The organism is Candidatus Palauibacter sp., from assembly GCF_965237495.1.
Classification (GTDB): Bacteria; Gemmatimonadota; Gemmatimonadetes; order Palauibacterales; family Palauibacteraceae; genus Palauibacter.
Window position 1 is genome coordinate 3890653 of sequence record NZ_OZ250143.1, and the last position, 21247, is coordinate 3911899.

A 21247-nucleotide genomic window follows, 5' to 3' on the forward strand; every position below is an offset into this window, starting at 1 on the left:
GCGAAAGATGACAGCGGGGCGGCGGCTCCCCCGGAACTTACGATGCACCCCGCCTTCCGGGCGACTCCTCCCGCCTGATGGAACTGAGCGACGCCGACATGTGCCGGACCCGTACGCTCGTTAGATTCGAGCGCGGGGCGGCCACCGGCCCCCGCACCGAGCCGACGCGAAGACCGGAACGCCGCGACATGCCAGTACGTGCCGACAGCCATGGAGCCGGGCGGATGCGGATCCGGGTGGTGGGGTGCATCATTGCCCTCGGCGCCCTGTTGGCGCCACCGGCCGCCATCCGGCTGGCAGCCCAGGACATCGTGATCTGCCCCGAGGACATGGACCCGGTCCTCACCGGTCTGGCCGGCGGCGTCCAGGACACGATCCAGGGGATCATCATCTCGGGAGCAACGATCTCCGCGACATGGGCTGACGCGCAGGGGCAGCGCAGGCGGGTTTCCGTGCAGACGGACCACCGCGGCGCCTACGTGCTCTGCGGCCTCCCGTCCGGGACGAGCCTCACCGTTCAGGCCCGGGTCGCTCTCTCCGTCACGCAACCGGTCGTCGTCAACATCGCGCCGGGGCCGCCGGCCGGATGGGACATCGGCATGGGTGTGGAGATGCGGACTGCGGAGAGTCCCTTCCACGTCCCCGGCCGCATCGTGGGCCGCGTCGTCGATCGACGCTCGGGACGGCCGGTGCAAGCGGTGACCGTTACCCTCGTGGACGAAGACCAGCAGCGCGCGACCGATGGCAACGGCCGCTACACCTTCGACGAAATCGATCCCGGCGTCTATCAGGTGGCCGTCGAACACCTGGCCTACGAGAACGTCGATCAGGTGGTCGAGCTTCCGAGCGACCGGACCCTTCAGGTGAACTTCGAACTCAGCGTGGATCCGATCGAACTCGCCCCCCTCGTCGTCACGGCGATCCGCGAAAAGCGGCTGGAGCTACAGGGCTTCTACGACCGGCGGGAGTTCGGGGAACTGAGCGGAGCCGGCGTTTTCCTCACGCGCGACGACATTCACGACGCGGGCGCGATCCGGGTCACCCACTACCTCGGGCGCATCCCGGGGTTGCGTACCGAGTGCACGGGGAGCGGCAACAACAACTGCGTCATCCGCATGACGCGCGGCGCTCCCAGCCTGAGCAGCCGCGCGGAATGGGGGTGCATGAACGCGAATGTCTACGTGGATGGCGTGCGGGTGATCCGCGACAACGCCGAGTTCACGGATTCGATCGACAACTTCGTGTCCCCCTCGGAGATTGCCGGCATCGAGGTCTACCGCGGGCCGAGCGAACTGCCGGCGGAGTTCGGCGGTTCGGCGGGGCGCTGCGGCGCGATCGTCATCTGGACGGGCCCCGCGGGTTCGAGGGGGTCGAACTAACCGGACTCCGGACGGGGCCGAAGTGACCCGGTGGGGGTCTTCATGCGACCGGCGGGGAAGGCGTGGAGCGCGGTCGCCTTCACCCGGACCGCGACGCGGACCCCGGCGTCCACCCCCAGTTCTTCCGCCGCGTCGAGCGTGATGAGGGCGACGAGTTCCACCGGGCCGCGCATGCGCAACCTCACCAGCCCGCCCATGTCCCGACGCTCGCTCACGGTGGCGTAGAGGAGATTCCGCGTACTCAGATCGGTCGACGGGAGACCGGGGGGGGCGATCACGAGATCTTCCGGGCGATAGGCGATCTTCACGCGCTCGCCCGGAGCCGCGTCGCCCAGCGCCAGGACCGACGCCCCGCCGATATCGACCGTGACCATCCGTTCCTCCGCCGTCAGCACGGTGCCCGGGATCGTCAGCTCCGCGCCGGTGAGGCGCGCGGTGTAGGCGTCCGCGGGGTTCTCGTAGATTTCCTTCGGCGTGCCGGTCTGGATCAGGCGGCCGTCGCGGATCACGGCCACGCGATCGGCGAGGTGGAAGGCCTCGTTGCGATCGTGCGTGATGAGAAACACGCTGGTCGCCCGTTCGCGCGCGACCCGTTCGAGGTCGTCACGCAGGTCCAGCCGCGCGTCGGTGTCGAGGTTCGCCGTCGGCTCGTCCAGGAAGAGGATCTCCGGATCGAGTACCAGCGCCCGGGCGAGCGCCACGCGCTGTGCCTCGCCTCCGGAAAGTTCCGACACGTGGGCGGGGAGGAAGCGCGATATCCCGAGCTGCTCGCACACGTCCCGCGAGCGCTCGCGGGTCTCGGAGCGGGAGATGCCGCGCAGCGCGAGGCCCAGTCCCACGTTGTACTCCACCGAGTCACGCCAGAAATGGGCGCGCTGGAAGACGACGGCCGATGCGGCCCGGAGGGCGCGCTCGGCGGCCCGGCCGGAGACGCCGCGGAACGTCACCCGGCCGGCATCGGGCTTCTCCAGCATCGAGAGCAGGCGGAGCAGCGTCGACTTGCCGGCGCCGTTGGGGCCGAACACGGCGAGCAGTTCTCCCTCCGCGAGTTCGATGTGGCCGACGTCTACGGCGGTCTTCCCGCCGTAGCTCCGCCGGAGCCCGGTCCCGCTCAGCAGCGGTGGGGACGCGGCGTTCACGCGACCGACGCGCGGCGTAGCGATCGCCGGCCGAGCAGCAGGAGCAGTGCGTTCACGCAGAGGGCGATGAGCATGAGCACGATCCCCATCGCGATCGCGACCTCGAAGTTGCCGCGTCGCGTCTCCAGCACGATCGCCGTCGTCATCACCCGGGTCTCGCCGAGGATGTTGCCCCCCACCATCATCACGGCCCCCACCTCGCTGATGATGGCCCCGAACCCGGCGGCGACCGCGGCGATGAGCGAGGTGCGCACCTCCCTCAACTGGAGCAGGATGGCCTGCCAACGGCTCGCCCCGAGCGCGCGGGCCTGGAGCGCGATGTCCCCCGGGATGCCCTCGACCGCGGCCAGGCTCACGGCGGCGATGTAGGGACCCGCGATGATCGCCTGCGCCCCGATCATCGCGGCGGGCGTGTACAGCAGATGGAGATCGCCGAGCGGGCCCGCGCGCGACAGAAGCAGGAAGACGGCCAGACCCACGACGACGGGCGGGAACGCGAGTCCGGCGTTGATCACCGCCACCACGGGCAGCCGCAGCCGGAACCGCGTCAGGCCGACGGCGATGCCGATCGGAAGTCCGATGACCATCGCCATGAGGAGCGCCGATCCGCTGATCTGCAGCGAGCGGACGATGACGTTCCAGACGTACAGGTCACCCGACGTAATGAGCCGGAGAGCCTCGAGCAGCGGATCCACGGACGGAATCTGCGGCAGCCGGCAGTCCTCCTTCAACCTCTTCGGCGGTCCGCGGCATGAAGACGGGTCCGTTTTGCCCCGGAACCCGGAACTCCGCGATCGCTCGGAGTCCGTCGTCCGACAGGAGCCAGGCTGCGAGGACGGACGCCTGAACGGGCCGAAGCGCAGCCCGAGGTTCGAGCAGGGAATAGACGTTCCGCAGCGACGGGTGGTCGACCACGAGCGCTTCGAGGTCGAGGACCCGGGCGAGGACGGTGAACGTGGCCCCGTCGGTGAGCACGTAGGCTTCGCGTTCGCTGGCCACGTGCAGCGTCGTCGCCTGCCCCTGTCCCGATTCGATGTACCAGGGGCCGGCCGCCGTCAGGCCCGCCTCGCGCCACAGACGCAACTCCCGGTAATGCGTGCCGGAGCTGTCCCCCCGCGAGACGAAGCCGTGCCCGCCGCCCGCGATCCTCGCGAAGGCCTCCGCGGGAGATCCCGCGTCCCCGACCCGCGCGGGATCGCCGGGTGGGCCGGCGATCACGAAGCCGTTGTACATCACGGACCGCCGGCGCGGCGCGTATCCCTCCGCGATGAAGCGCGCCTCGGCTTCCGGCGCGTGCACGAGCAGGAGGTCGACATCCCCGCTGCGCCCGAGTCGGAGCGCCTCGCCGCTCCCCTGGATGACCGTCCGCACCCTCACCTCGGGGTGTTCATCGTTGAAGCGTGAGACGAGATGTTCGAGCAGGCCCGAGTCGTAGGTGGACGTCGTGGCCCCGAGCACGATCGAGTCCGGGTCGCCCCGACAGGCCGCGGCGCAAAGGCCGAGGACGAGCGCGAGGAGTTGGCCGGCGGAGCGTGTGCCCGAGAGCCTCAGCCGTGCCGTATCCATCGCACCACCTGCGGCAGGTTGGCGCGCTGACCCTTCATCAGAATCCCGACGCGATAGATCCGGCCCGCGACCCAGGCCGCCCCGAGTACGCAGAGTCCAAGCAGCACCAGCGACAGGAGCCACTGCCAGACCGGCACCGAGGCGACGAACAGCCGGGCCGGCATCACCAGGGGGCTGAAGAACGGCACGAGAGAGAGGATCACGGCCCACCCCGCGTTCGGGCTCTGGATCACGCCCTGGACCGCGATGAACGGAAGGATGATCAGCATCGTGATCGGCATGATCGCCTGCTGGGCGTCGTGCTCGTTGCTGATCGTCGCGCCGGCCCCGGCGAACATGCCCGCGTAGAGCAGGTAGCCGAGGACCAGGAAGAAGAGCACCAGAACGATGGCGCCCCACGGGATCGGAAGGTTCGCGAGATCGATCCCCGCCTCGGCCAGCGCGGAAGCCCCGCCCGTGAGGCCATAGATCGCAGCCAGCGCGAAGACGAGGCCCCACACCGCCATCTGCGCGATGCCGACCGCCCCGACGCCCACGATCTTGCCCAGCATCAACTCCCACGGCCGGAGCGAGGAGACCATGACCTCCACGATGTCGGACTGCTTCTCCTCGAGGATCGCCCGCACGATCATCTGCCCGTAGATGAGAAGGACGAAATAGAACATGAACGCGATGGCGAAGCCGAGTGCCCGGTAGAGATCCTGGGAACGGGCCTCGCCGGACTCGGTGACGTTCACGACCTCGAAGGACGTCCGCGAAAGCAGCGCGCCCGGGTCGACGCTCTGCACGCCCACCGAACGAAGCCGCGCCCTCACCGATGCCCTCTGCAGCGCCGCCCGGACGGAGCCCTCGAGGACGACCGGGACGTTGTCCAGCGCGAGGAGCGTCGTCTCGTCGTCTCCAGCGTCCCGCTCCGCGGACTCCCCGGCCTGTCCCGGCATCTCCGCCGCCCGCCGGCCCGCAGTGCGCGGGATCATCAGCAGCAGGTCGTACGAGGAGGAGGAGAGCCGACTCCGCGCCTCGTCGATCGAGAGCTCCTCCATGTCGGCGGCCCGCACGGCGTCGATCGAATCGGCGACGAACTCCTCGACGAGCAGGTCGCCGATGAGTCCGGCGGGGTCGGCGACGGCGATGACCCTCCGGGTCTCGCCCACATCCGTCGCCGCTCTGACGGCGATGAACGCGGCCAGGGCGCCGAGCCCGACAATGAGCAGCGGAAGCCCCAGCGTGGAGAGGAGGAACCACTTCGACTTCACGCGCAGCACGAACTCGCGGCGAACCACGGCGGCGACCTTGGGCGTGAACGGGTTCATGCCGCCGCCTCGTCGTCTTCGCTCACGTCCTCGTGCGACAGCCCGGCCTCCGTGGCCTTCTCGATGAAGATCTCGCGCAGGGAGGGTTCGATGAGTTCGAAGCGGGAGATCCGGGCTCCGCCATCAACAGCTCGCCGCAGAAGCGCCTGAGGATCCGCGCCCTCGAGCATGCGGACCTCCACGTAACGGCCATGCGCCGCTACGCGCTCGATGAGGTCCGGGGCGTCCAGAAACTCCGGGTTGCCCTCGAACGAGATCGCGACAGCGCGCCGCCCCGCCGCCGCCCTGATGTCGCGCAGCCGGCCGTCCAGAACCTTGGTCGCGCCCGCGATCATGCAGACGCGCTCGCAGAGCCGTTCCGCGTCCTCTATGAGGTGCGTGGACAGGAGGATGGTGGCCCCCGCGCGCTGGCGCTCGAGCATCATCTCCTTGAACAGGTCGACGTTGAGCGGATCGAGCCCGCTGAACGGCTCGTCGAGCACGAGCAGCTCCGGCTCGTGCAGGAGGACACCGAGAAACTGCGTCTTCTGGGCCATCCCCTTGGACAGCGCTTCCACCTTGTCGTCCGCCCGGTCACCGAGCCCTACCGCTTCCAGCCCGGCCCGTGCACGCGCCAGCGCTTCCTTCCGCCGGATTCCCTTGAGCTGGCCGAAAAAGGCGAGGTGGTCGACGGCGGTCATCTTCTGGTAGAGACCGCGTTCCTCGGGGAGGTACCCGACGCGGGCTCGCGCCGCCTCGATGTTGGTAGAACCGAACATCTCGACCGAACCTGTATCGGGCCCGATGATGTCGAGGATCATGCGGAGCGTGGTGGTCTTCCCGGCGCCGTTGGGCCCGATGAGCCCGCAGATCGATCCCCGTGGGACCTCGAGATCGAGATCCCGGACCGCGGTCTTCTTGCCGAAGCGCTTCGTGACGCCCTGCAGGCGGATGGCGGGTGTGTCCACGTTCCCGATCATATCGGCCGCTCTCTCCCGTCGCTACGAGGCGAGGCCTTCGCCACGAGGTTCTGCCCGAGATTCCCAATCTGAACGCGGCCTACCGTAAATTGGTTTCGGTCGCCATCATAAGTGGTTCTCTTGCTTGCCGGTTCCAGCACTCTGGGGAGGTTAGATGGCGATCTTCCGCGTCATGTACTACCGAAACATCAACGTAGGAAGTGGCGGACGTATCACCATTCCCCAGGAGATGAGAGACGATTTGCGCATCAGCGACGGAGATGCGCTGACGGTCCGGCTCGAGGAGAGCGAGGGCGGCCAGCGCCAGTTCACCGTCTGGAGGGCGGAGTCCAACCCGAATCTCCAGGTTTAGCAGCTAGCGGCGGTCTCCGTAGTTGATGGCCATCGTACCCAGCATCAGTTCCTCGTAGCGGCACCTCTCGAACCCGGCGGCCTCCATCCTCCGGACCATCTCACTCTGGCCCGGGAAGCGCCTCAGCGACTCAGGGATGTAGACGTAGGACTCGGGGTCACGGTGAATGGCCCAGCCGACGACGCGGGTCGAGACGTTGAGGTAGGCGAAGTAGGCGCGGCGCAGCGCCGCCGAGCGCGGGTGGCCGAAGTCCAGCGAGATCAGCCGGCCGCCCGGACGGAGGCATCGGAAGCTCTCAGCCAGGCCGGCGTCGAGATCGGCGAAGTTCCGCAGCCCGTAGCCGACGAGCACGCGGTCGAAGGCGCCGTCCGGGAAGGGCAGCCGCAGCGCGTCGGCCCCGATCCAGCCCTGGAGCGCCCCACTCCCGCGCGTGCGGCCCGTCCGCATCATCTCCGGGGTGAGGTCCGCCGCGAGCACCCGGATCTCGAACCCCTTCCGCGCGGCGAGGTCGAGCGCCCCGCGGGCGAGGTCGCCGGTGCCCGCGGCGAGGTCCAGGACGCGATGCCCCGGGCGCAGGTCGGTCAGTTCGAGTAGCCGCCGCTTCCAGCGGCGGTGCAGGCCGAGCGACATGACGTCGTTGGTCAGGTCGTATCGGCCGGCCACGCCAGCGAACAGCCGGCGGACGTAGCGTCGCTTGTCCGCCGGCCGTTCGATCCGGCCGGAGATCCGTCGGTTCAGCTTCAAGTCGGGCGGCCCCCTCCCCGCTGCGGGCCGCCGCGATCGTCGTCAACGCCGCGGTGCCCGAGGGACGAGCCGCAACGTTAACGCTGGCCGCCCTCGGTCGCCTCGGCTCCCAGAAGGTCCAGGTCCCGGACGGTCTCCACGAGACGGATGAATTCGCCGCGATAGCCGCGCGGGTCCGCCCCCTTCCCCTCCTCGGCCAGGCCGATCACGTCGTCCAGGGTGTACCGGCCCGCGTGGGGCGAATCCCGCAGCAACATGCCGAACCCCGCCACGGCGGCGGCGAAACGGAAGCCGCCCGAAGGCGAGGCGGACCGGTCCGGGACCGCATGTGCGAGCAGCTTGCTCTGCGAGCGGTCGGGGTCCTTGTAGCGGACCTTGACGTACAGGAGTTCGTCCTCGAACGCTCTCGCGGGGGCCGCTTCCGCATCGGGCGGATCGGCGGCCGGCTGGTAGCGAAGCGGGTCCACGGAGCCGCGCGGCAGCGGGAGACCCACGGGCACGACCTCGTACAGCGCGGTCACGGTGTGACCGGCCCCGAGCTCGCCCGCGTCCTTCGTATCGTCGTTGAAGTCCTCGTCATCGAGCAGCCGGTTCTCGTAGCCGATCAACCGGTAGGCGGCCACGCGCGCCGGGTTGAACTCGATCTGCAGCTTGACGTCCTTCGCGACCGTGAGGAGCGTCCCCCCCATCTCCTCAACGAGCACCTTCTTGGCCTCGAGCAGCCCGTCCACGTAGTGGAAATTCCCGTTCCCGTAGTCGGCGATCTGCTCCATCTTCGAGTCCTTCAGGTTGCCGGTGCCGAAGCCGAGGACCGTGAGGAAGATCCCGCTCTCTCGCTCCTTTTCGATGAGGCGGACCATCTCGCCGTCGCTGGAGGCGCCCACGTTGAAGTCGCCGTCGGTCGCGAGGATGACCCGGTTGTTCCCGTCCTCGATGAAGTGCTTCCGCGCCACGTCGTACGCGAGTGCGATCCCGGCGCCGCCCGCCGTGCTCCCACCGGCCTCGAGTTGCTGCACCGCCTCGAGGAGCTTCCCGCGCCGGTTCCCCGGCGTCGAAGGGAGCACGAGACCCGCCGCCCCCGCGTAGACGACGATCGCGACCCGGTCGTGCGGCCTCAACTGTTCGACGAGCAGCGCGAACGCCTTCTTGAGCAGGGGGAGCTTGTCCGGCGACCCCATGGACCCGGACACGTCCAGCAGGAAGACCAGGTTGCTCGGCGGCAGGTGCGCCGTCGCCACCGAGGGCGCGCGCAGGCCGACGCGGACGAGCCGGTGCTCCGGCTTCCACGGCGCGTCCCACACCTCCGTCTCGACCGCGAAGGGGTGATCCCCCGACACGTCGTCCCACTCGTAGGGGAAGTAGTTGATCATCTCCTCGATCCGGACCGCGTCCACGGGAGGCCGCTCACCCGACTGGATGAACCGCCGCACGTTCGCATAGGACGCCCGGTCCACGTCGATCGAGAAGGTGGAAAGCGGCGACGTGCTCACCAGCCGGAAATCGTTCTCCTCGATCCGGGCGTACGATTCCGTGTTGAAGCCGGGATGCGCGTGCAATACCTGCACTGCCGAGGCGCGGGCACTTAGTCGCTCCACTGTGAAGGGGAGCTTGATCTGCGGGGTGGGCTCGACGACACCCGTCACGACGATGTCCTGGATCCTCAGGGCAGTCTGCTCGAGCGTGAAATCGAGCACCGCCGTCCGGTTCGCGACGACCGTGACGCTCTGCCGCAGTTCCCGGTATCCGATGAGTCGAACGGCGACGATCTGCTCTCCCGCCGGTACGTTCTCCAGCGAATAGGCCCCCCCGGAGTCCGTCAGCGTCCCGATGACGGTTCCTTCCACGAAGACCTGAGCGCCCCCGACGGGGGCGTTCCCCGCCGCATCGACCACCTTCCCCTGAACGGTTCCGCCTTCCGACTGGGCGCTCGCGGTCGCGGGAGGCGACAACGCGAGCACGAGTCCGAACAGCGTCCCGATCCCGGCTGACATCCGGTAAGCGTTCATGGTCCTCTCGTTTCCTTGCTTCGGCGGAGGGGCCCGCTCGTTCCTCGCGAGCGGTGGCCCTGCGTACACCCCCTAGACGCCGCGAGTTGGAAAAGGGTGACAGCGCCCGTTCAGCCACGGGCCGGACGCTCCGGGGGGATGGCGAGGCCACGAGGGATCGTATACCATGTATACATGTCTCTGCCTCGTCCCCTGTGTACCCGCCTGTCGCGGGAAGTGGAGTCCGAACTCGAGCGCATCTTCTTCGAGCAGCAGTGGACTCCCTCGGAGGGACTCAGGGCGATTCTCCGGGAATGGTTGAGCGTGCAGAGATTCCCGCAGATCGAGTTTCGGGAGACGCGGGCGGGTCGGCGGGCCGCGCTGCGGGGCGGGCCCGAAGTGTGGGAGGTCGCGGCCGCCGCGGGTCGGGCACGCGCGATGAGCGCCGCGGTGGGCCAGCGGTTCGCGGGCACGCGTACGGAGGCCCTCGAGGAGGCGCTCGCCTACGCGAAGGCATACGCGGACGAGATCGACCCGATCATCGCCCGCGAGGAGCGACTCGCCCGGCTCTAACCGAACCCGCGCCGCGCCCGAGCGCGGGGCTACACGTCGGCCAGCGCCTCCAGGAGCACGCGGGCCTTGTGCCGGGTCTCCTCCCACTCCCGCGCCGGCACGGAATCGTAGACCACGCCCGCCCCTGCCTGGGCGTACACGCGGTCTCCGATGGAGAGCAGAGTCCGGATGACGATCGCCATGTCGAGGCTCGTGGCGCCGTAACCCACGTATCCCGCCGCGCCGCCGTAGGGGCCCCGGCGGGTCGGTTCGAGTTCGTCGATGATCTCCATGGCGCGCACCTTCGGCGCCCCCGTCAGGGTGCCGGCCGGAAAGCAGGCCTGGAACGCGTCCACGGCGTCGACTCCCCGTCTGAGCGACCCCGTGACCTCGCTGACGAGGTGCATCACGTGGCTGTAGCGCTCGATCTCCATGAAGCGCGCCACCCGGACCGATCCGGGCCGAGCCACCCGCCCCACGTCGTTGCGGCCGAGATCCACGAGCATGAGGTGCTCCGCCCGCTCCTTCTCGTCGGCGAGCAGGTCGCGGGCGTGCCCGTCGTCCTCCTCGGGGGTGGCGCCGCGCGGCCGCGTACCCGCGATCGGCCGCACGGTGACGCTCCCGTCCTCGACCCGGACCAGCGTCTCGGGGGAGGAGCCGATGAGGCGGACGCCGTCGAGTTCGATGAAGAAGAGGTAGGGCGACGGATTGCTGCGCCGGAGCGCGCGGTACAACTCGAGGGGGTCGCCCCCGAAGTGGGCGCCGGCGCGCTGGGAGACCACGACCTGGTAGGCGTCCCCCGCCACGATGTACTCGCGTATGCGATCGACGGCCGCCTCGTAGTCGTCGCGCGAGCGGTTCCCGGAGACCTCGGGCGCGCCCGCCGGGTCGCGGCCGAGCCGCCCCAGCCCGTGCGGCTCCTCCAGCGCCAGGACCCACTCCGCGAGCCGGTCGCGGGCGGCCCCGTAGAGTGCCTCCAGATCCTCGGCGTCGTGTGAAATCGGGACCGCCGCCACGGCGAAGGCACGCGAGAAGAGGTTGTCGATGATGAGGACGTGCTCCGTCGCCATGAAGCAGGCGTCGGGCACGCCCAGGTCGTCCGGCGGCGCGCCGGGCAGCCGTTCGAGCCAGCGCACCGTGTCGTAGCCGAAGAATCCGACGGCCCCGCCCCAGAACCGGGGCAGGGGAGGAACCTCGACCGGCTCGTAGCGGGTGATCCACGCCTCGAACGCCCCGAACGGATCGTCCGTCGGTTCGGGATCCCCCCACCCGCCGCCGGGGGTCCAGCGGCGGATCTCCAATCCATCGAGTCGCCAGGCCTCTCGGGGCGCGGAGCCGAGGAAGCTGAACCTCGCCCAGCGCTCGCCGCCCTCGACCGACTCCAGAAGGAAGGAAAACGGCCCTTGCCGGAGCTTCGAGAACGCTGTGACGGGTGTATCGAGGTCGAACGGAATCTCGATCGCGACGGGGACGATGCGGTCGGGTTCGGCCAGCCGGGAGAACTCCGCGAAGTCGGGGATGACGGACGTATCGCTCATCCCGGCAAGGTAGCAGCCCGCGGCTGGACACGGGAAAACGCGGGTCCCGGATCATCTTGCCGCCGGCGGGGTTTCAGCCTACCGTTTCAGGTCCGGTTCAATCCGGTGAGACCGGTTCCGGTCCGCCACGGACCGCCACGGCCCAACCAATGGTCGAGATCGCTCGGCTGCCCATGAGGAAGCGATGAACACCAGCGAATATCTCTCTCAGGTCGACAAGTGGAGCGCGCACAACTACCACCCGCTGCCCGTCGTGCTCGAGCGCGGGGAAGGCGAGTGGGTGTGGGACGTCGAGGGCAACCGGTATCTCGACATGCTGAGCGCCTATTCGGCGGTGAACCAGGGTCACCGTCACCCGCGTATCATCGCGGCCCTGCGCGCGCAGGCAGAGAAGCTCACGCTGACTTCCCGCGCCTTCCACAACGACCAGATGGGGCCGTTCCTTCAGCAATTGTGCGAGACGACGGGGTTCGAGCGCGCGCTGCCCATGAACACGGGCGCCGAGGGCGTGGAGACGGCGATCAAGGCGGCCCGCAAGTGGGGGTACACGGTCAAGGGCGTGGCTACGGACCAGGCGGAGATCATCGTCTGCGAGCAGAACTTCCACGGCCGCACGACGACGATCGTGGGCTTCTCGTCGGATACCGGCTCGACCTTCGGCTTCGGACCGTTCACGCCGGGCTTCGTGTCGATCCCCTACGGCGACACCGGGGCGCTGGAGGCCGCGATCACGCCGAACACGGTCGGGTTCCTGGTGGAGCCGATCCAGGGCGAGGCCGGGGTCGTCGTGCCGCCGGATGGGTTCTACGCACGGTCGCTCGAGATCTGCCGTGCGAACGACGTCCTCATGATCAACGACGAGATCCAGACGGGCCTCGGACGGACGGGCAAGTTGTTCTGCGCCGACTGGGAGGGAGATCGCGGCGACATCATGATCGTCGGGAAGGCCCTCGGCGGCGGCGTGTTCCCGGTCTCCGGCATACTTGCCAACTCCGAGATCATGGATGTGTTCCACCCGGGAGACCACGGGTCGACGTTCGGCGGCAACCCGCTGGGTGCGGCGGTCGGCATGGCGGCGCTCGACGTGATCCGGGACGAGGACCTGCCGGCGCGGTCGAACGAGCTGGGCTCCTGGTTCAAGGGAGAACTGGAAGCGATCGGTTCGCCCCACGTCGATCATGTGCGGGGTCGCGGCCTGTTCATCGGCGTGGTCGTCCGGGATGAGTCGGGGTCGGCGCGCCCGTTCTGCGAGGCGCTGCAGGCGCGCGGGATCCTCGCCAAGGAGACGCACGAGCAGGTGATCCGCTTCGCGCCTCCACTCACGATCGAGAAGGCGAGTCTGGAATGGGCGCTGGAGAACATCGCCGAAGTGCTGCAGGGCGCGGCGGTCGCGGTCGCCTGAGCCGCGGCCTCGGGCGCTCGCCGCCCGATCGGGAGCCTTCGCCGCTCCCGGCCACCCGCCCCGGAACGACCGGCCACGGCCCGCCCTCGCCGCGGGCCGGTCGCCCCCCGGGTCCGGCCGCCCAGCCGCCCTCCGGCGGTCCGGACGAACCCCGGCCCCGCGACGCGGCCGACCCCCGCGCAACTAATCCTCCGCTCGCTGTGTCACCGGTCTGGAAACGAAGGAACCGGCGTGGACCCGGAGACCCCGCCACGGTGACCGAACCACAACTCATTCAACGGCTCAAGGACGGGGATCAGCACGCGGCGCGTACGCTGTACGACGCGCACGTGGATCGTGTGTTCCGGATTTGCTACCGGTTCGCGGGGGAGGACCATCTCGCGCAGGACTTCACGCAGGAGACGTTCGTGCGGGCGTTCACGAAGATCGACACGTTTCGGGGCGAGTCCGCGTTCGGCACGTGGCTGGGGTCGATCGCGACCACGGTGTCGCTGAACGGACTTCGCAAGGTGAAGCGCTTCCGCGGCCGGGAGACCGTCCTGCACGACGACCTTCGCGCGAGCGGCGGCGGTCCGGGGGTCGAGCCCGACGTGAAGGCCAAGCTGCACCGGGCGGTCGACGAGCTTCCCACCGGATACCGCACGGTGTTCCTCCTCCACGATCTCGAGGGTTACACGCACGAGGAGATAGGAACGATGCTCGGCATCAAGGCCGGCACATCGAAGTCACAACTCTTCCGGGCCCGCGGCCGCCTGCGCGAGGCCCTCGCCGACCACGCGGGAGAATGGGCGTGCTGAAGGATCACACGGATCACACGGGCGACAAGGGAGATAGGGGTCACACGGGTGACGCCGGCCACACGGCGGACATGGAGCGATTCGTGAAGTTTCTCCGCCGGGAGGCGGCGGACTACCACGAGCCGCCTTGGGCCCCGGCCGACGTGATGTGGGCTGACATCGAAACGCGACTGACGGAAGACTCGATCGCGGACGTGATGGACGACGAACCGTTCGACGCGGCGGGCTACCATGAGCCGCCGCCCGCGCCACGCGAGGCGATGTGGGCACGCATCGAGTCCGCCTGGGTCGCGCGGCGGCCGGTCGAGCAGGAGGACCGCGAGGCCACGCCCGGTGTTGTCCGGCTGGCCGCATACCGCGGTCTTGGGCGGCGGCCACGCCGCACGGCCATCTGGCTGACGGGAGCCGCCGCCGCCTCGGTCGCGCTGGCCGTGGGGCTGAACCGGGGGCTGCGGCTCCCGGTCCCCGCCGAGCCCGAGATCGTCGCGGCGGTGGCGCCGGCGCCGGTCGCGGCGACCGACGCCGGGCCCATCGCGCCGCCTGCCGCCGGCGAGACGTCGGTGCCCTCGCTCGTCGAGGAGCCCCTGGAGACGAGTCGCCAGTTCGCGGCCGTCACGGCCCCGCCGGCAGCCGATCCGGCCCCCCGCCCGGGCAGCGCGGGTGCGCCCCCGCCGGTCCGCGCGGCCGTGAGCCTGCCGTCTACGCAGCCCGCGGGCCGCCCTGGGCCGTCACGCGCCCAGGCCAACGACTACGACGCGTCCCGGCACCTCGACCAGGCCGCTACCCTGCTCGTTGCCTTCCGCACGGATATCGGGAGCGACGAGTCCCAGCGCGATCTTGCCCGGTGGGCGCGGGAACTGCTGGTGGAGACCCGGTCCCGGCTCGCTACGTCTGCCGCGGAGGGTCAACGAGAACGGGCCCTGCTGCAGGATCTCGAACTCGTCCTCGTTCAGATCGCGCGGCTCGGCCCGGATGCTCCGGACTTCGAGCGCGAACTGGCCCGCGAGAGCATGGAACAGCAGGGTACGCTGATGCGGCTTCGTTCAGCGAGTGGAACGTGATGCGTGACCGGGCGAGATCATCCGGGACGCACGATAAGACGCATGGAGATGCACGATCACGGAGGCATATCATGAATTACCGCGCGAGACACCTGATCTCCGTCGGACTGCTCCTGGCCGGTCTCACGGCGGCTGAAGCCGTCGCCCCCGGTTCGCTGCAGGTGCTTGGGGCGAGGAGCCTTGCCGCGCAGACGGTCCGGCAGGGGGAGGTCCAACGATTCCTCGAGGCACGTCGCGCCATCAACGCGGAGGAGTTTGAACGTGCGGTGGCGCTCTTCCGGGCGTTGCGGACCGAGTCCTCGCTCACGTCACCTCCGTTTGAGCCCGATTCATACTACTGGGAGGCGTTCGCCCTCTATCGCCTCGGCGATCTGGCCGAGGCGCGGTTGCTACTCGAGACTCTCATGATCGGGTTTCACGAGGCGCAGCGGGTCGATCAACATGGCAGGCACCTCCCCGGGCGCCTGTACCAAGATGCGCGGGCCCTGGAATTCGAGATCCGAAGCCAACTCGCGTCGAGCGGCGACGCTGGCGATGCAGAGGCACTGCTGCGCGATGCAGAGGCGACTCTCGAGGCCTTCCCCGCGATGCTTGGTTTTCGCGTGATGCCCGTGGAGGTGGCGGGCGAAATCGTCTCGCTCCCGGTGTCGGTCGCCGATCTGGCGGTCTACGGGGACTCGCTGGCCGCCTCCGCCGCGGTCGACGCCCAGGCCGACTGGATGATCGCCGAACTCTATTCGAGGGCGGACACGATGCTCTCGGAGGGTCATGCGCAGGCCGACTCCACGATGGCCGACGTTCATGCGCGGGTGGACTCGCTGGCCGCCGCGCTGCGGGGACAGCCGCAGCCGACAGGGCAGGCGCCGGTGCAGAGCGTCGCGCCGGTCGGACAGAATACGGCCGATTACGAGGAACGCGTGGCGGAGTATCAGCGGCAGGCCGAGGAGTACCAACAGCAGCTTGCGGCCTACGATTGGCAGCGGGCGGAATACCAGGAGGCCTCGCGCGCCGCGGCACAGGAGCGGCAGCCGTGCGATGACGTGTCGGTGCAGCTGGCGGCGCTCGAAGCAGTGATGCGGTACGACGAGGTCAACCGGATGCAGGTGCTTCGCGGCGTCCTGGAGCGCGAGGACGGGTGTTCGACACGGCTTCACGAGGAGGCGGTCGAACTCATCGGGAGACAGGGAACGTTCGAAGCGCAGTCCGTTCTTGTCCGCGTCGTCCATCGCCACCCAGAGAAATCCGTCCGCAGAGCCGCCCTCCAGGAATTGTGGCGTTTCGACTCGGAAATCGCGTTCACGGTGCTCCGGGAGACGCTCGCCGACTCGGATGACGTAGCCCTGCAAAGCGATGCGATCGGCGGGCTCCGCAGGACCCGCTATGCGACGCACTCGTCGGCGCCCACCGCGATCCAGAACGCCCTCATCAGCGCGGTCATCAACCGCTCGAAGTCCGAACGCATTCGTACTTCGGCGATCCGTGCGCTGCGGGACCGGGATCACGTGGAAGGCGGAATCTTCGTCCGAATCTACGACCAACTCGATTCGGACGATCTCAAGGAGACTCTGCTTAGCTCGGTGGCGAGCAAGGTGGGGGAGAAAGAGGATATGGAAACCGCCGCCTGGGCGCGCTCGGTCGCCTTCGACCCGGAGGCATCCAACGCGGTGCGCGGCGCAGCCTTCAGCGCGTGGGCGGCCCACCCGACGGTGACGGTGGCGTATCTCACGGACCTCTACGGGGAACTGTCGGAACCGTTCCTGAAGCGGCAGGCCATCTACGCGATCTACATGCGGTCGGGGTCCGACCCCACAGCCCCCAGCGTCCTGATGGAACTCATCCGCAACGAACCGGACCAGGAGGTGCGGGAGCGCGGCATCTACTGGCTCGGCCGCACGGAATCCGAAGAGGCCGTCGAATTCCTGCTCGAGTTGCTGAGCCCCCCCGCGACGGATACGGTCCCGCGACGACCCGAATGAGACGCAGCAACAGGAGTCGACGTCCTGATTCGGGGTAGTTGAACCGAGACTTCTGGAAGGGTGGGAGCCCCATGAGAAGCCTCCGTACGGCGCTCGGCATGGTCGCGCTGCTTGTTGCAACGGCGTCGCCGAGCGTCGGCCGGGTTATTGAGGGGCCGGACGGACAGGTCGAGTTCGTCGGGTTGAAGGAGTGGGACGCGCGCGACCTCTTCGACGCCATCCAGGAATTGGCTCCCGACCAGCCATTTCACGCCTGTGCCGCGGTCATGGAGATGGAACTCGGATTCGCCGAGGCGGCTGCCATGTCGTACCGGACCCTCGGATCCGACGAGGTCTACACGATAGTGGTCGGTGTGGAGGACGCGGCACGTGTCCAGCGCCGCAAGACCGGAAGTGATACTGTCGCCCTGCCGGAAGCCTGGCAGGATCTGAAGGCGGTTGCCGAAGAGGACTTTGGGACGCTGACCGGCGCAGCGCGCACGCTCCACGGGCGGGATGATGCCGAATGGCTTGGCATCGCTCCCAAGACCCTCGATCGGATGTGGGCCGTGATCGACCGCGCGGACGGCGGGCGTGATCGCCGCCTCGCCCACGAAGTTCTCGCGAGGGATGCATCGTGGTCGACGCGCGCGGTCGCGACCCTCGTGCTCGGCAACTTCACGGAGCATGACACGTCGTGGCACGGCCTCCTGGAGTCCCTGACCGACCCGCAGGATCGGGTCGGTAACGTGGCTCAGAGCTTGCTCCAGGGGCTGATCTACTCGGACCGGAGGCGCCCCGTCGAATGGTCCGAGGCGCAGGTGACGCTGCTGGCGCTCTTGGATGGTACGAATCCGTGGGACTTCGATCTGGTCCTGGCCATCCTGGTCGCGACGGACATTGACCCGGAATTCGGGCAACGGTTGGCCAGGGAAAAGCCCGACCTCCTGCTCGCCTACGCCGGTGCCGAACATGCGGGGGTCCGGCAGCGGGCCATCGCCTTCCTGAAGGTCATAAGCGGCGAGGACTTCGGGACGGACCTCGAGGCCTGGACCGCATGGCTGAATGGTCGGTCGGACAGTGGGGGGAGCGCCGGGGAATGAGCCAGCCGACCACCAGGGGCTGCATCACAACCGGGATCCTCGTCCTGACCCTTTGTAGTGTTGGGTGTGGGAACCCGAGCGAAGACGCGGGCAACGGGCTCGAGGTGGTGGTCCGGGACAGCGCCGGCGTCAGCATTGTGGAGAACGCTGCGCCCGCACCGGACTCGCGCCTGCCGTGGGAATTCGGCACGCAGCCGTCCCTCTCGATCGGTGCCGTCGACAGCGGAGAAGCCGACCAGTTGTTCCGGGTCACCGATGCCACGCGACTCGCGGACGGCAGGATCGTGATCGCGAACTCGGGTAGCAATGAACTCAGGGTCTTCAACGCGGACGGCTCGCACGCGGCGACATGGGGAGGCCGGGGAGAGGGCCCGGGCGAGTTCATCAGCTACAGCCCGACCGCCGTCGCCTCCTGGCGCGGCGACTCGATCGCCGCCGTGAATCCATGGGGGACCCGCTTGTCCTTGTTCGATGCGGACGGGAACCACGGTCGCGACGTGTCCCTCGACCCCACGATGCTCGACGTCATCGACTTGCTGCCCGACGGGAAGATCTTCACGAGCAGTGGGGGAGGGCTCAGCGGGAACATGACAGGATCCTCGGGCCTCGTTCGCTCCAACGCGGAATGGGGAATCCTGGACGAGGGCGGTGCCTTGCTCGCTTCACTTGGCGAGTTTCCGGGAAGCGAGTTCTATGCAGTCTTCGCGGCCGATGGCAGCCTCGCGGGGGGCATGCCCCACCCCTTTGGCCGCGGCACGCTGGGAGCCGTGTGGGGAGGGTTCGTCTCGATCGGCGTGCAGGACAGCTACGAGATCAAGGCATTCGGGATGGATGGGTCGCTCGTCAGAGTCGTTCGCCGGGAAGGCGACCCGGAGAGTCCCAACCACGCCGACCTGGACGATTACTACGCCCGGCGCTACGCCGACCTGCCGGATGAGGATCGAATCAGCAACCCGAATGCAGTGCGGGACATGCCTCTGGTGGAAGCCTATCCCGCCTTCAGTGAGATTCTGTCGGATCGTGCCGGTTATCTCTGGGTTCGGGAGTACCGGACGGCGGCGTGGACAGTCTTCGATCCGGAAGGACGGGCCCAGGGCCTGGTCGAAACCCCGCCCGGCCTCCGCATCTTCGAGATCGGCGAAGACTACCTCCTGGGCTGGGTATACGACGAGTTGGGCGTCGAATACGTGCAACTCTGGTCATTGTCGCGGCAACTCACGTCCTGACAACGGCGCCGGTCACGGCGCACAGGGAGTTGCCCGGGCACGGGTAGTTGATCCTCCGTCTCGGAGCCCACTCGACCCCCGCGCAACCAATCCGCTGATGACGGTGTCCCCGGTTCGATACCGATCGAACCCAGCGGGAGAAAGGGGAAAGAGTCATGGCCTTTAGGTGGCTACTACAGGAGTCTCAGTCGTCTCGAATAGGAAGGGAATCCATGCCGAGAAGGTCCAGAGCGATTGCGTTCTCGCTCGCGTTGGGGACTGCGCTTTCCTGCTCGGGGGAGACCGGGCCAAGGGAGCCGGGTCTTCGTTTCTCCCCCGAACGACCGATGGCAGGCGACGAGATTACGGTCACCTATACTCCGCTCGGGATGCTTGCCGACGAACCCGAGCTTGTACTGCGTGGCACGTACGGAACCGCCGATGACAAGTCCTGGCGGGTTCGGCTCGATGAGAGGCTGCTCACGATCCCCACCATGAACCGAGGATCCGGCGGCACTTTCGCCACGCGGTTCACCCTGCCGGAAGCCGCGGTCTACGCCGCCTTCGTTGTGGAGGACGCGACGGGCGAGCAGCTCGACGCGAAAAGTGGTCGGCTCTTCGATCTCCTCGTGCACGCGCCGGACGACAGACCGCTCTACCATGCGTTCAGGCGCCGGGCCGACGAGTTCGAGGACCGGAACGTGCACACATCGTTGGAGGCGCTTCGCCGTGCAATGGAGTTGTATCCGGATTCACTCGGCGGATGGAGTGAGCTTCGCTCTTTCGAGAGATCCGCTCTGGGGTGGACCACAGGCGACAGCCTCTTCGCGTGGCACCAGGAGAATTTCGCCGAACTCCACGAACGCTACAAGGACCGTGAGGAAGGGCTCTCCCCGTCGGCGATCCAAGGGCTTTCCAGCTATGCCGCCGCCGTGCGCGACCAGCAGGGCACGGCCCACTGGGACGCGGCCGCCGAACAGACGGTCGGCACGGACGCCTGGGCCATGGACACCGGGTGGAGGATCTTGAACCAGTTGGACGCCGACGGAGATACGACGCTGGCGTTGGCTGAGTTCGAGCGGCATTGGCCGGACGCCCGCGAGGCTCTGAGTCCGTTCGAGATCTTCGGCTTTGAACTCGCCCTCGAGGCGAGGGACCTCGACGCATTGGATCGATGGATCGAGCGTTTCTTCCCCTATGGGATGAGAGGGTTGGCGCTGCCCCGAATGATCGCTGTGATCCCTGAGCGTCGCGCACGTGCGGTGGAGCTCGCGAGGGTGCGGTATGAGTTGCCGGACCCGGGTCGACCGCTGGGACGAACCGCCGATGAACACGCTCAATCGGTCGCCGTCGAGCGCGCCGCCCTGTTGAAGGACTACGCCAGGTTCCTGAACGAATACGCGAGCCCTGACGAGGCCATGGAGATCGTTGAGGAGGCGACGACCCGGTCGGCGAGCTCGGATCTGTTCGAGATCCTCGGCGAGTTGAAGCTGGATGCCGGCGACGTGGAGGGCGCCGCGCGTGCCTACGCGGCGTTGGCCTCCGACCCGAGCATGTCCCCAGAACAGGCCGACTCGCTCGCCATGCTGGTCGGTCACGACCCGGACAGCCCCAAATGGCGCGCCCTGCTCGAGGCCGGAACCGTGCAGGTGTTGCCCAACGTCCTGTCCGCTGCCGTAGAGTGGACCCCCGGCGACGCCCGGGTAACCGATGCGAGCGGAAACCAGCACACATTGGCCGACCTGACAGGAGGCAAGCCCACCGTGCTCATCTTCTGGGCCCGGTGGTGCCCGCCGTGCGTCCAGAAGATCCCCGCGGTGGTGCGCCTTGAGGCGGCAATGGAGCGCCTCGGCGCGCAGGTGCTGTCCATCGCATGGCGTGATCCGCCCGGGGCGGAGATGGATGCGTTCATCGAAGAGCGGGGGATCACCTATCCCGTCTACTACGACCTTGCGGACGACGCGACGGGCGCGTTCGGCGTGTATGCGATCCAGGCGAACTTTGTCCTGGACCCCCGGGGCCGCGTGCGCTTCGAGCGCTCCGCGATCGTCGACATCCCTCGGCAGGTGGGCGCCTTGAAGTCAGAACTCCTGGAGGGCTGACCGCGACCGTTGCCCCGAACTACGAACTCCATGCGTCATGCGAGACCATCGGCGTGGCGGTCATCCGCAAGTCCGCGACGTGGACGCCGAGCCTC

18 protein-coding genes are annotated in these 21247 nt (G+C 68.3%); 10 read left to right on the plus strand and 8 right to left on the minus strand.

From position 1 onward, the window contains the following. Positions 1-224: 224 nt before the first annotated feature. A complete protein-coding gene (locus ACPXY0_RS17080) occupies positions 225-1379 on the plus strand; it encodes a carboxypeptidase regulatory-like domain-containing protein (RefSeq protein WP_423926637.1) in 1155 nt (384 codons plus the stop codon). On the opposite strand, the gene ACPXY0_RS17085 is transcribed toward ACPXY0_RS17080, so the two are convergent. Genes ACPXY0_RS17085 through ACPXY0_RS17105 form a run of 5 tightly spaced genes read right to left on the minus strand, consistent with a single transcriptional unit; the run spans position 1376 to position 6356 of the window. Continuing rightward, entirely contained in the window at positions 1376-2518 is a 1143-nt protein-coding gene (locus ACPXY0_RS17085; RefSeq protein ID WP_423926639.1) for an ABC transporter ATP-binding protein, read from the minus strand. The genes ACPXY0_RS17080 and ACPXY0_RS17085 overlap by 4 nt on opposite strands. Continuing rightward, on the minus strand, positions 2515-3213 hold the full coding sequence (locus ACPXY0_RS17090; RefSeq protein WP_423926641.1) for an ABC transporter permease: 699 nt from the start codon (positions 3211-3213) through the stop codon (positions 2515-2517). The genes ACPXY0_RS17085 and ACPXY0_RS17090 overlap by 4 nt, the downstream gene beginning before the upstream one ends. Then, the gene (locus ACPXY0_RS17095) at positions 3170-4084 is read right to left on the minus strand and encodes a substrate-binding domain-containing protein (protein ID WP_423926643.1); all 915 of its coding nucleotides are present in this window, start codon (positions 4082-4084) and stop codon (positions 3170-3172) included. The genes ACPXY0_RS17090 and ACPXY0_RS17095 overlap by 44 nt, the downstream gene beginning before the upstream one ends. Continuing rightward, entirely contained in the window at positions 4066-5397 is a 1332-nt protein-coding gene (locus ACPXY0_RS17100) for an ABC transporter permease (RefSeq protein ID WP_423926645.1), read from the minus strand. Before ACPXY0_RS17100 ends, ACPXY0_RS17095 begins: the two co-directional genes overlap by 19 nt. Then, positions 5394-6356: an ABC transporter ATP-binding protein gene (locus tag ACPXY0_RS17105; protein WP_423926647.1), complete on the minus strand. Its 963-nt coding sequence runs from the start codon at positions 6354-6356 to the stop codon at positions 5394-5396. Before ACPXY0_RS17105 ends, ACPXY0_RS17100 begins: the two co-directional genes overlap by 4 nt. Positions 6357-6510: 154 nt before the next feature. Here ACPXY0_RS17105 and ACPXY0_RS17110 point away from each other — a divergent pair, with 154 nt between their 5' ends. Continuing rightward, positions 6511-6708 (plus strand): AbrB/MazE/SpoVT family DNA-binding domain-containing protein, encoded by a 198-nt coding sequence (locus ACPXY0_RS17110; RefSeq protein ID WP_423926649.1) that lies wholly within the window; start codon positions 6511-6513, stop codon positions 6706-6708. Positions 6709-6711: 3 nt separating this feature from the next. On the opposite strand, the gene ACPXY0_RS17115 is transcribed toward ACPXY0_RS17110, so the two are convergent. Together ACPXY0_RS17115 and ACPXY0_RS17120 are read right to left on the minus strand one after the other, a co-directional pair. Further along, on the minus strand, positions 6712-7452 hold the full coding sequence (locus tag ACPXY0_RS17115; RefSeq protein WP_423926651.1) for a ubiquinone/menaquinone biosynthesis methyltransferase: 741 nt from the start codon (positions 7450-7452) through the stop codon (positions 6712-6714). A gap of 77 nt (positions 7453-7529) precedes the next feature. Further along, a complete protein-coding gene (locus tag ACPXY0_RS17120; RefSeq protein ID WP_423926653.1) occupies positions 7530-9458 on the minus strand; it encodes a YfbK domain-containing protein in 1929 nt (642 codons plus the stop codon). A 138-nt stretch (positions 9459-9596) separates the two neighbouring features. On the opposite strand from ACPXY0_RS17120, the gene ACPXY0_RS17125 reads away from it, so the two are divergent. After that, on the plus strand, positions 9597-10010 hold the full coding sequence (locus tag ACPXY0_RS17125; protein WP_423926655.1) for a hypothetical protein: 414 nt from the start codon (positions 9597-9599) through the stop codon (positions 10008-10010). A gap of 29 nt (positions 10011-10039) precedes the next feature. On the opposite strand, the gene ACPXY0_RS17130 is transcribed toward ACPXY0_RS17125, so the two are convergent. After that, a complete protein-coding gene (locus ACPXY0_RS17130) occupies positions 10040-11527 on the minus strand; it encodes an anthranilate synthase component I family protein (RefSeq protein ID WP_423926657.1) in 1488 nt (495 codons plus the stop codon). A gap of 184 nt (positions 11528-11711) precedes the next feature. Between ACPXY0_RS17130 and rocD the strand changes: the two genes are divergently transcribed. From rocD to ACPXY0_RS17165, 7 genes are all read left to right on the plus strand, one after another. After that, positions 11712-12929: an ornithine--oxo-acid transaminase gene (gene rocD, locus ACPXY0_RS17135; protein WP_423926659.1), complete on the plus strand. Its 1218-nt coding sequence runs from the start codon at positions 11712-11714 to the stop codon at positions 12927-12929. 254 nt (positions 12930-13183) lie between these two features. Continuing rightward, positions 13184-13726, plus strand: coding sequence for an RNA polymerase sigma factor (locus tag ACPXY0_RS17140; RefSeq protein WP_419934289.1), 543 nt, complete (start codon positions 13184-13186; stop codon positions 13724-13726). Continuing rightward, entirely contained in the window at positions 13720-14787 is a 1068-nt protein-coding gene (locus ACPXY0_RS17145) for a hypothetical protein (RefSeq protein ID WP_423926662.1), read from the plus strand. The genes ACPXY0_RS17140 and ACPXY0_RS17145 overlap by 7 nt, the downstream gene beginning before the upstream one ends. A 71-nt stretch (positions 14788-14858) precedes the next feature. Beyond that, positions 14859-16763 carry a HEAT repeat domain-containing protein gene (locus ACPXY0_RS17150; RefSeq protein ID WP_423926664.1) on the plus strand — a complete coding sequence of 635 codons (1905 nt, stop codon included), beginning with the start codon at positions 14859-14861 and terminating at the stop codon, positions 16761-16763. A gap of 71 nt (positions 16764-16834) precedes the next feature. Continuing rightward, positions 16835-17845, plus strand: coding sequence for a hypothetical protein (locus tag ACPXY0_RS17155; protein WP_423926666.1), 1011 nt, complete (start codon positions 16835-16837; stop codon positions 17843-17845). Next, on the plus strand, positions 17842-19071 hold the full coding sequence (locus ACPXY0_RS17160) for a 6-bladed beta-propeller (RefSeq protein WP_423926668.1): 1230 nt from the start codon (positions 17842-17844) through the stop codon (positions 19069-19071). The genes ACPXY0_RS17155 and ACPXY0_RS17160 overlap by 4 nt, the downstream gene beginning before the upstream one ends. Before the next feature lie 326 nt (positions 19072-19397). Next, a complete protein-coding gene (locus tag ACPXY0_RS17165) occupies positions 19398-21152 on the plus strand; it encodes a peroxiredoxin family protein (RefSeq protein ID WP_423926670.1) in 1755 nt (584 codons plus the stop codon). The last annotated feature ends 95 nt before the right edge of the window (positions 21153-21247 follow it).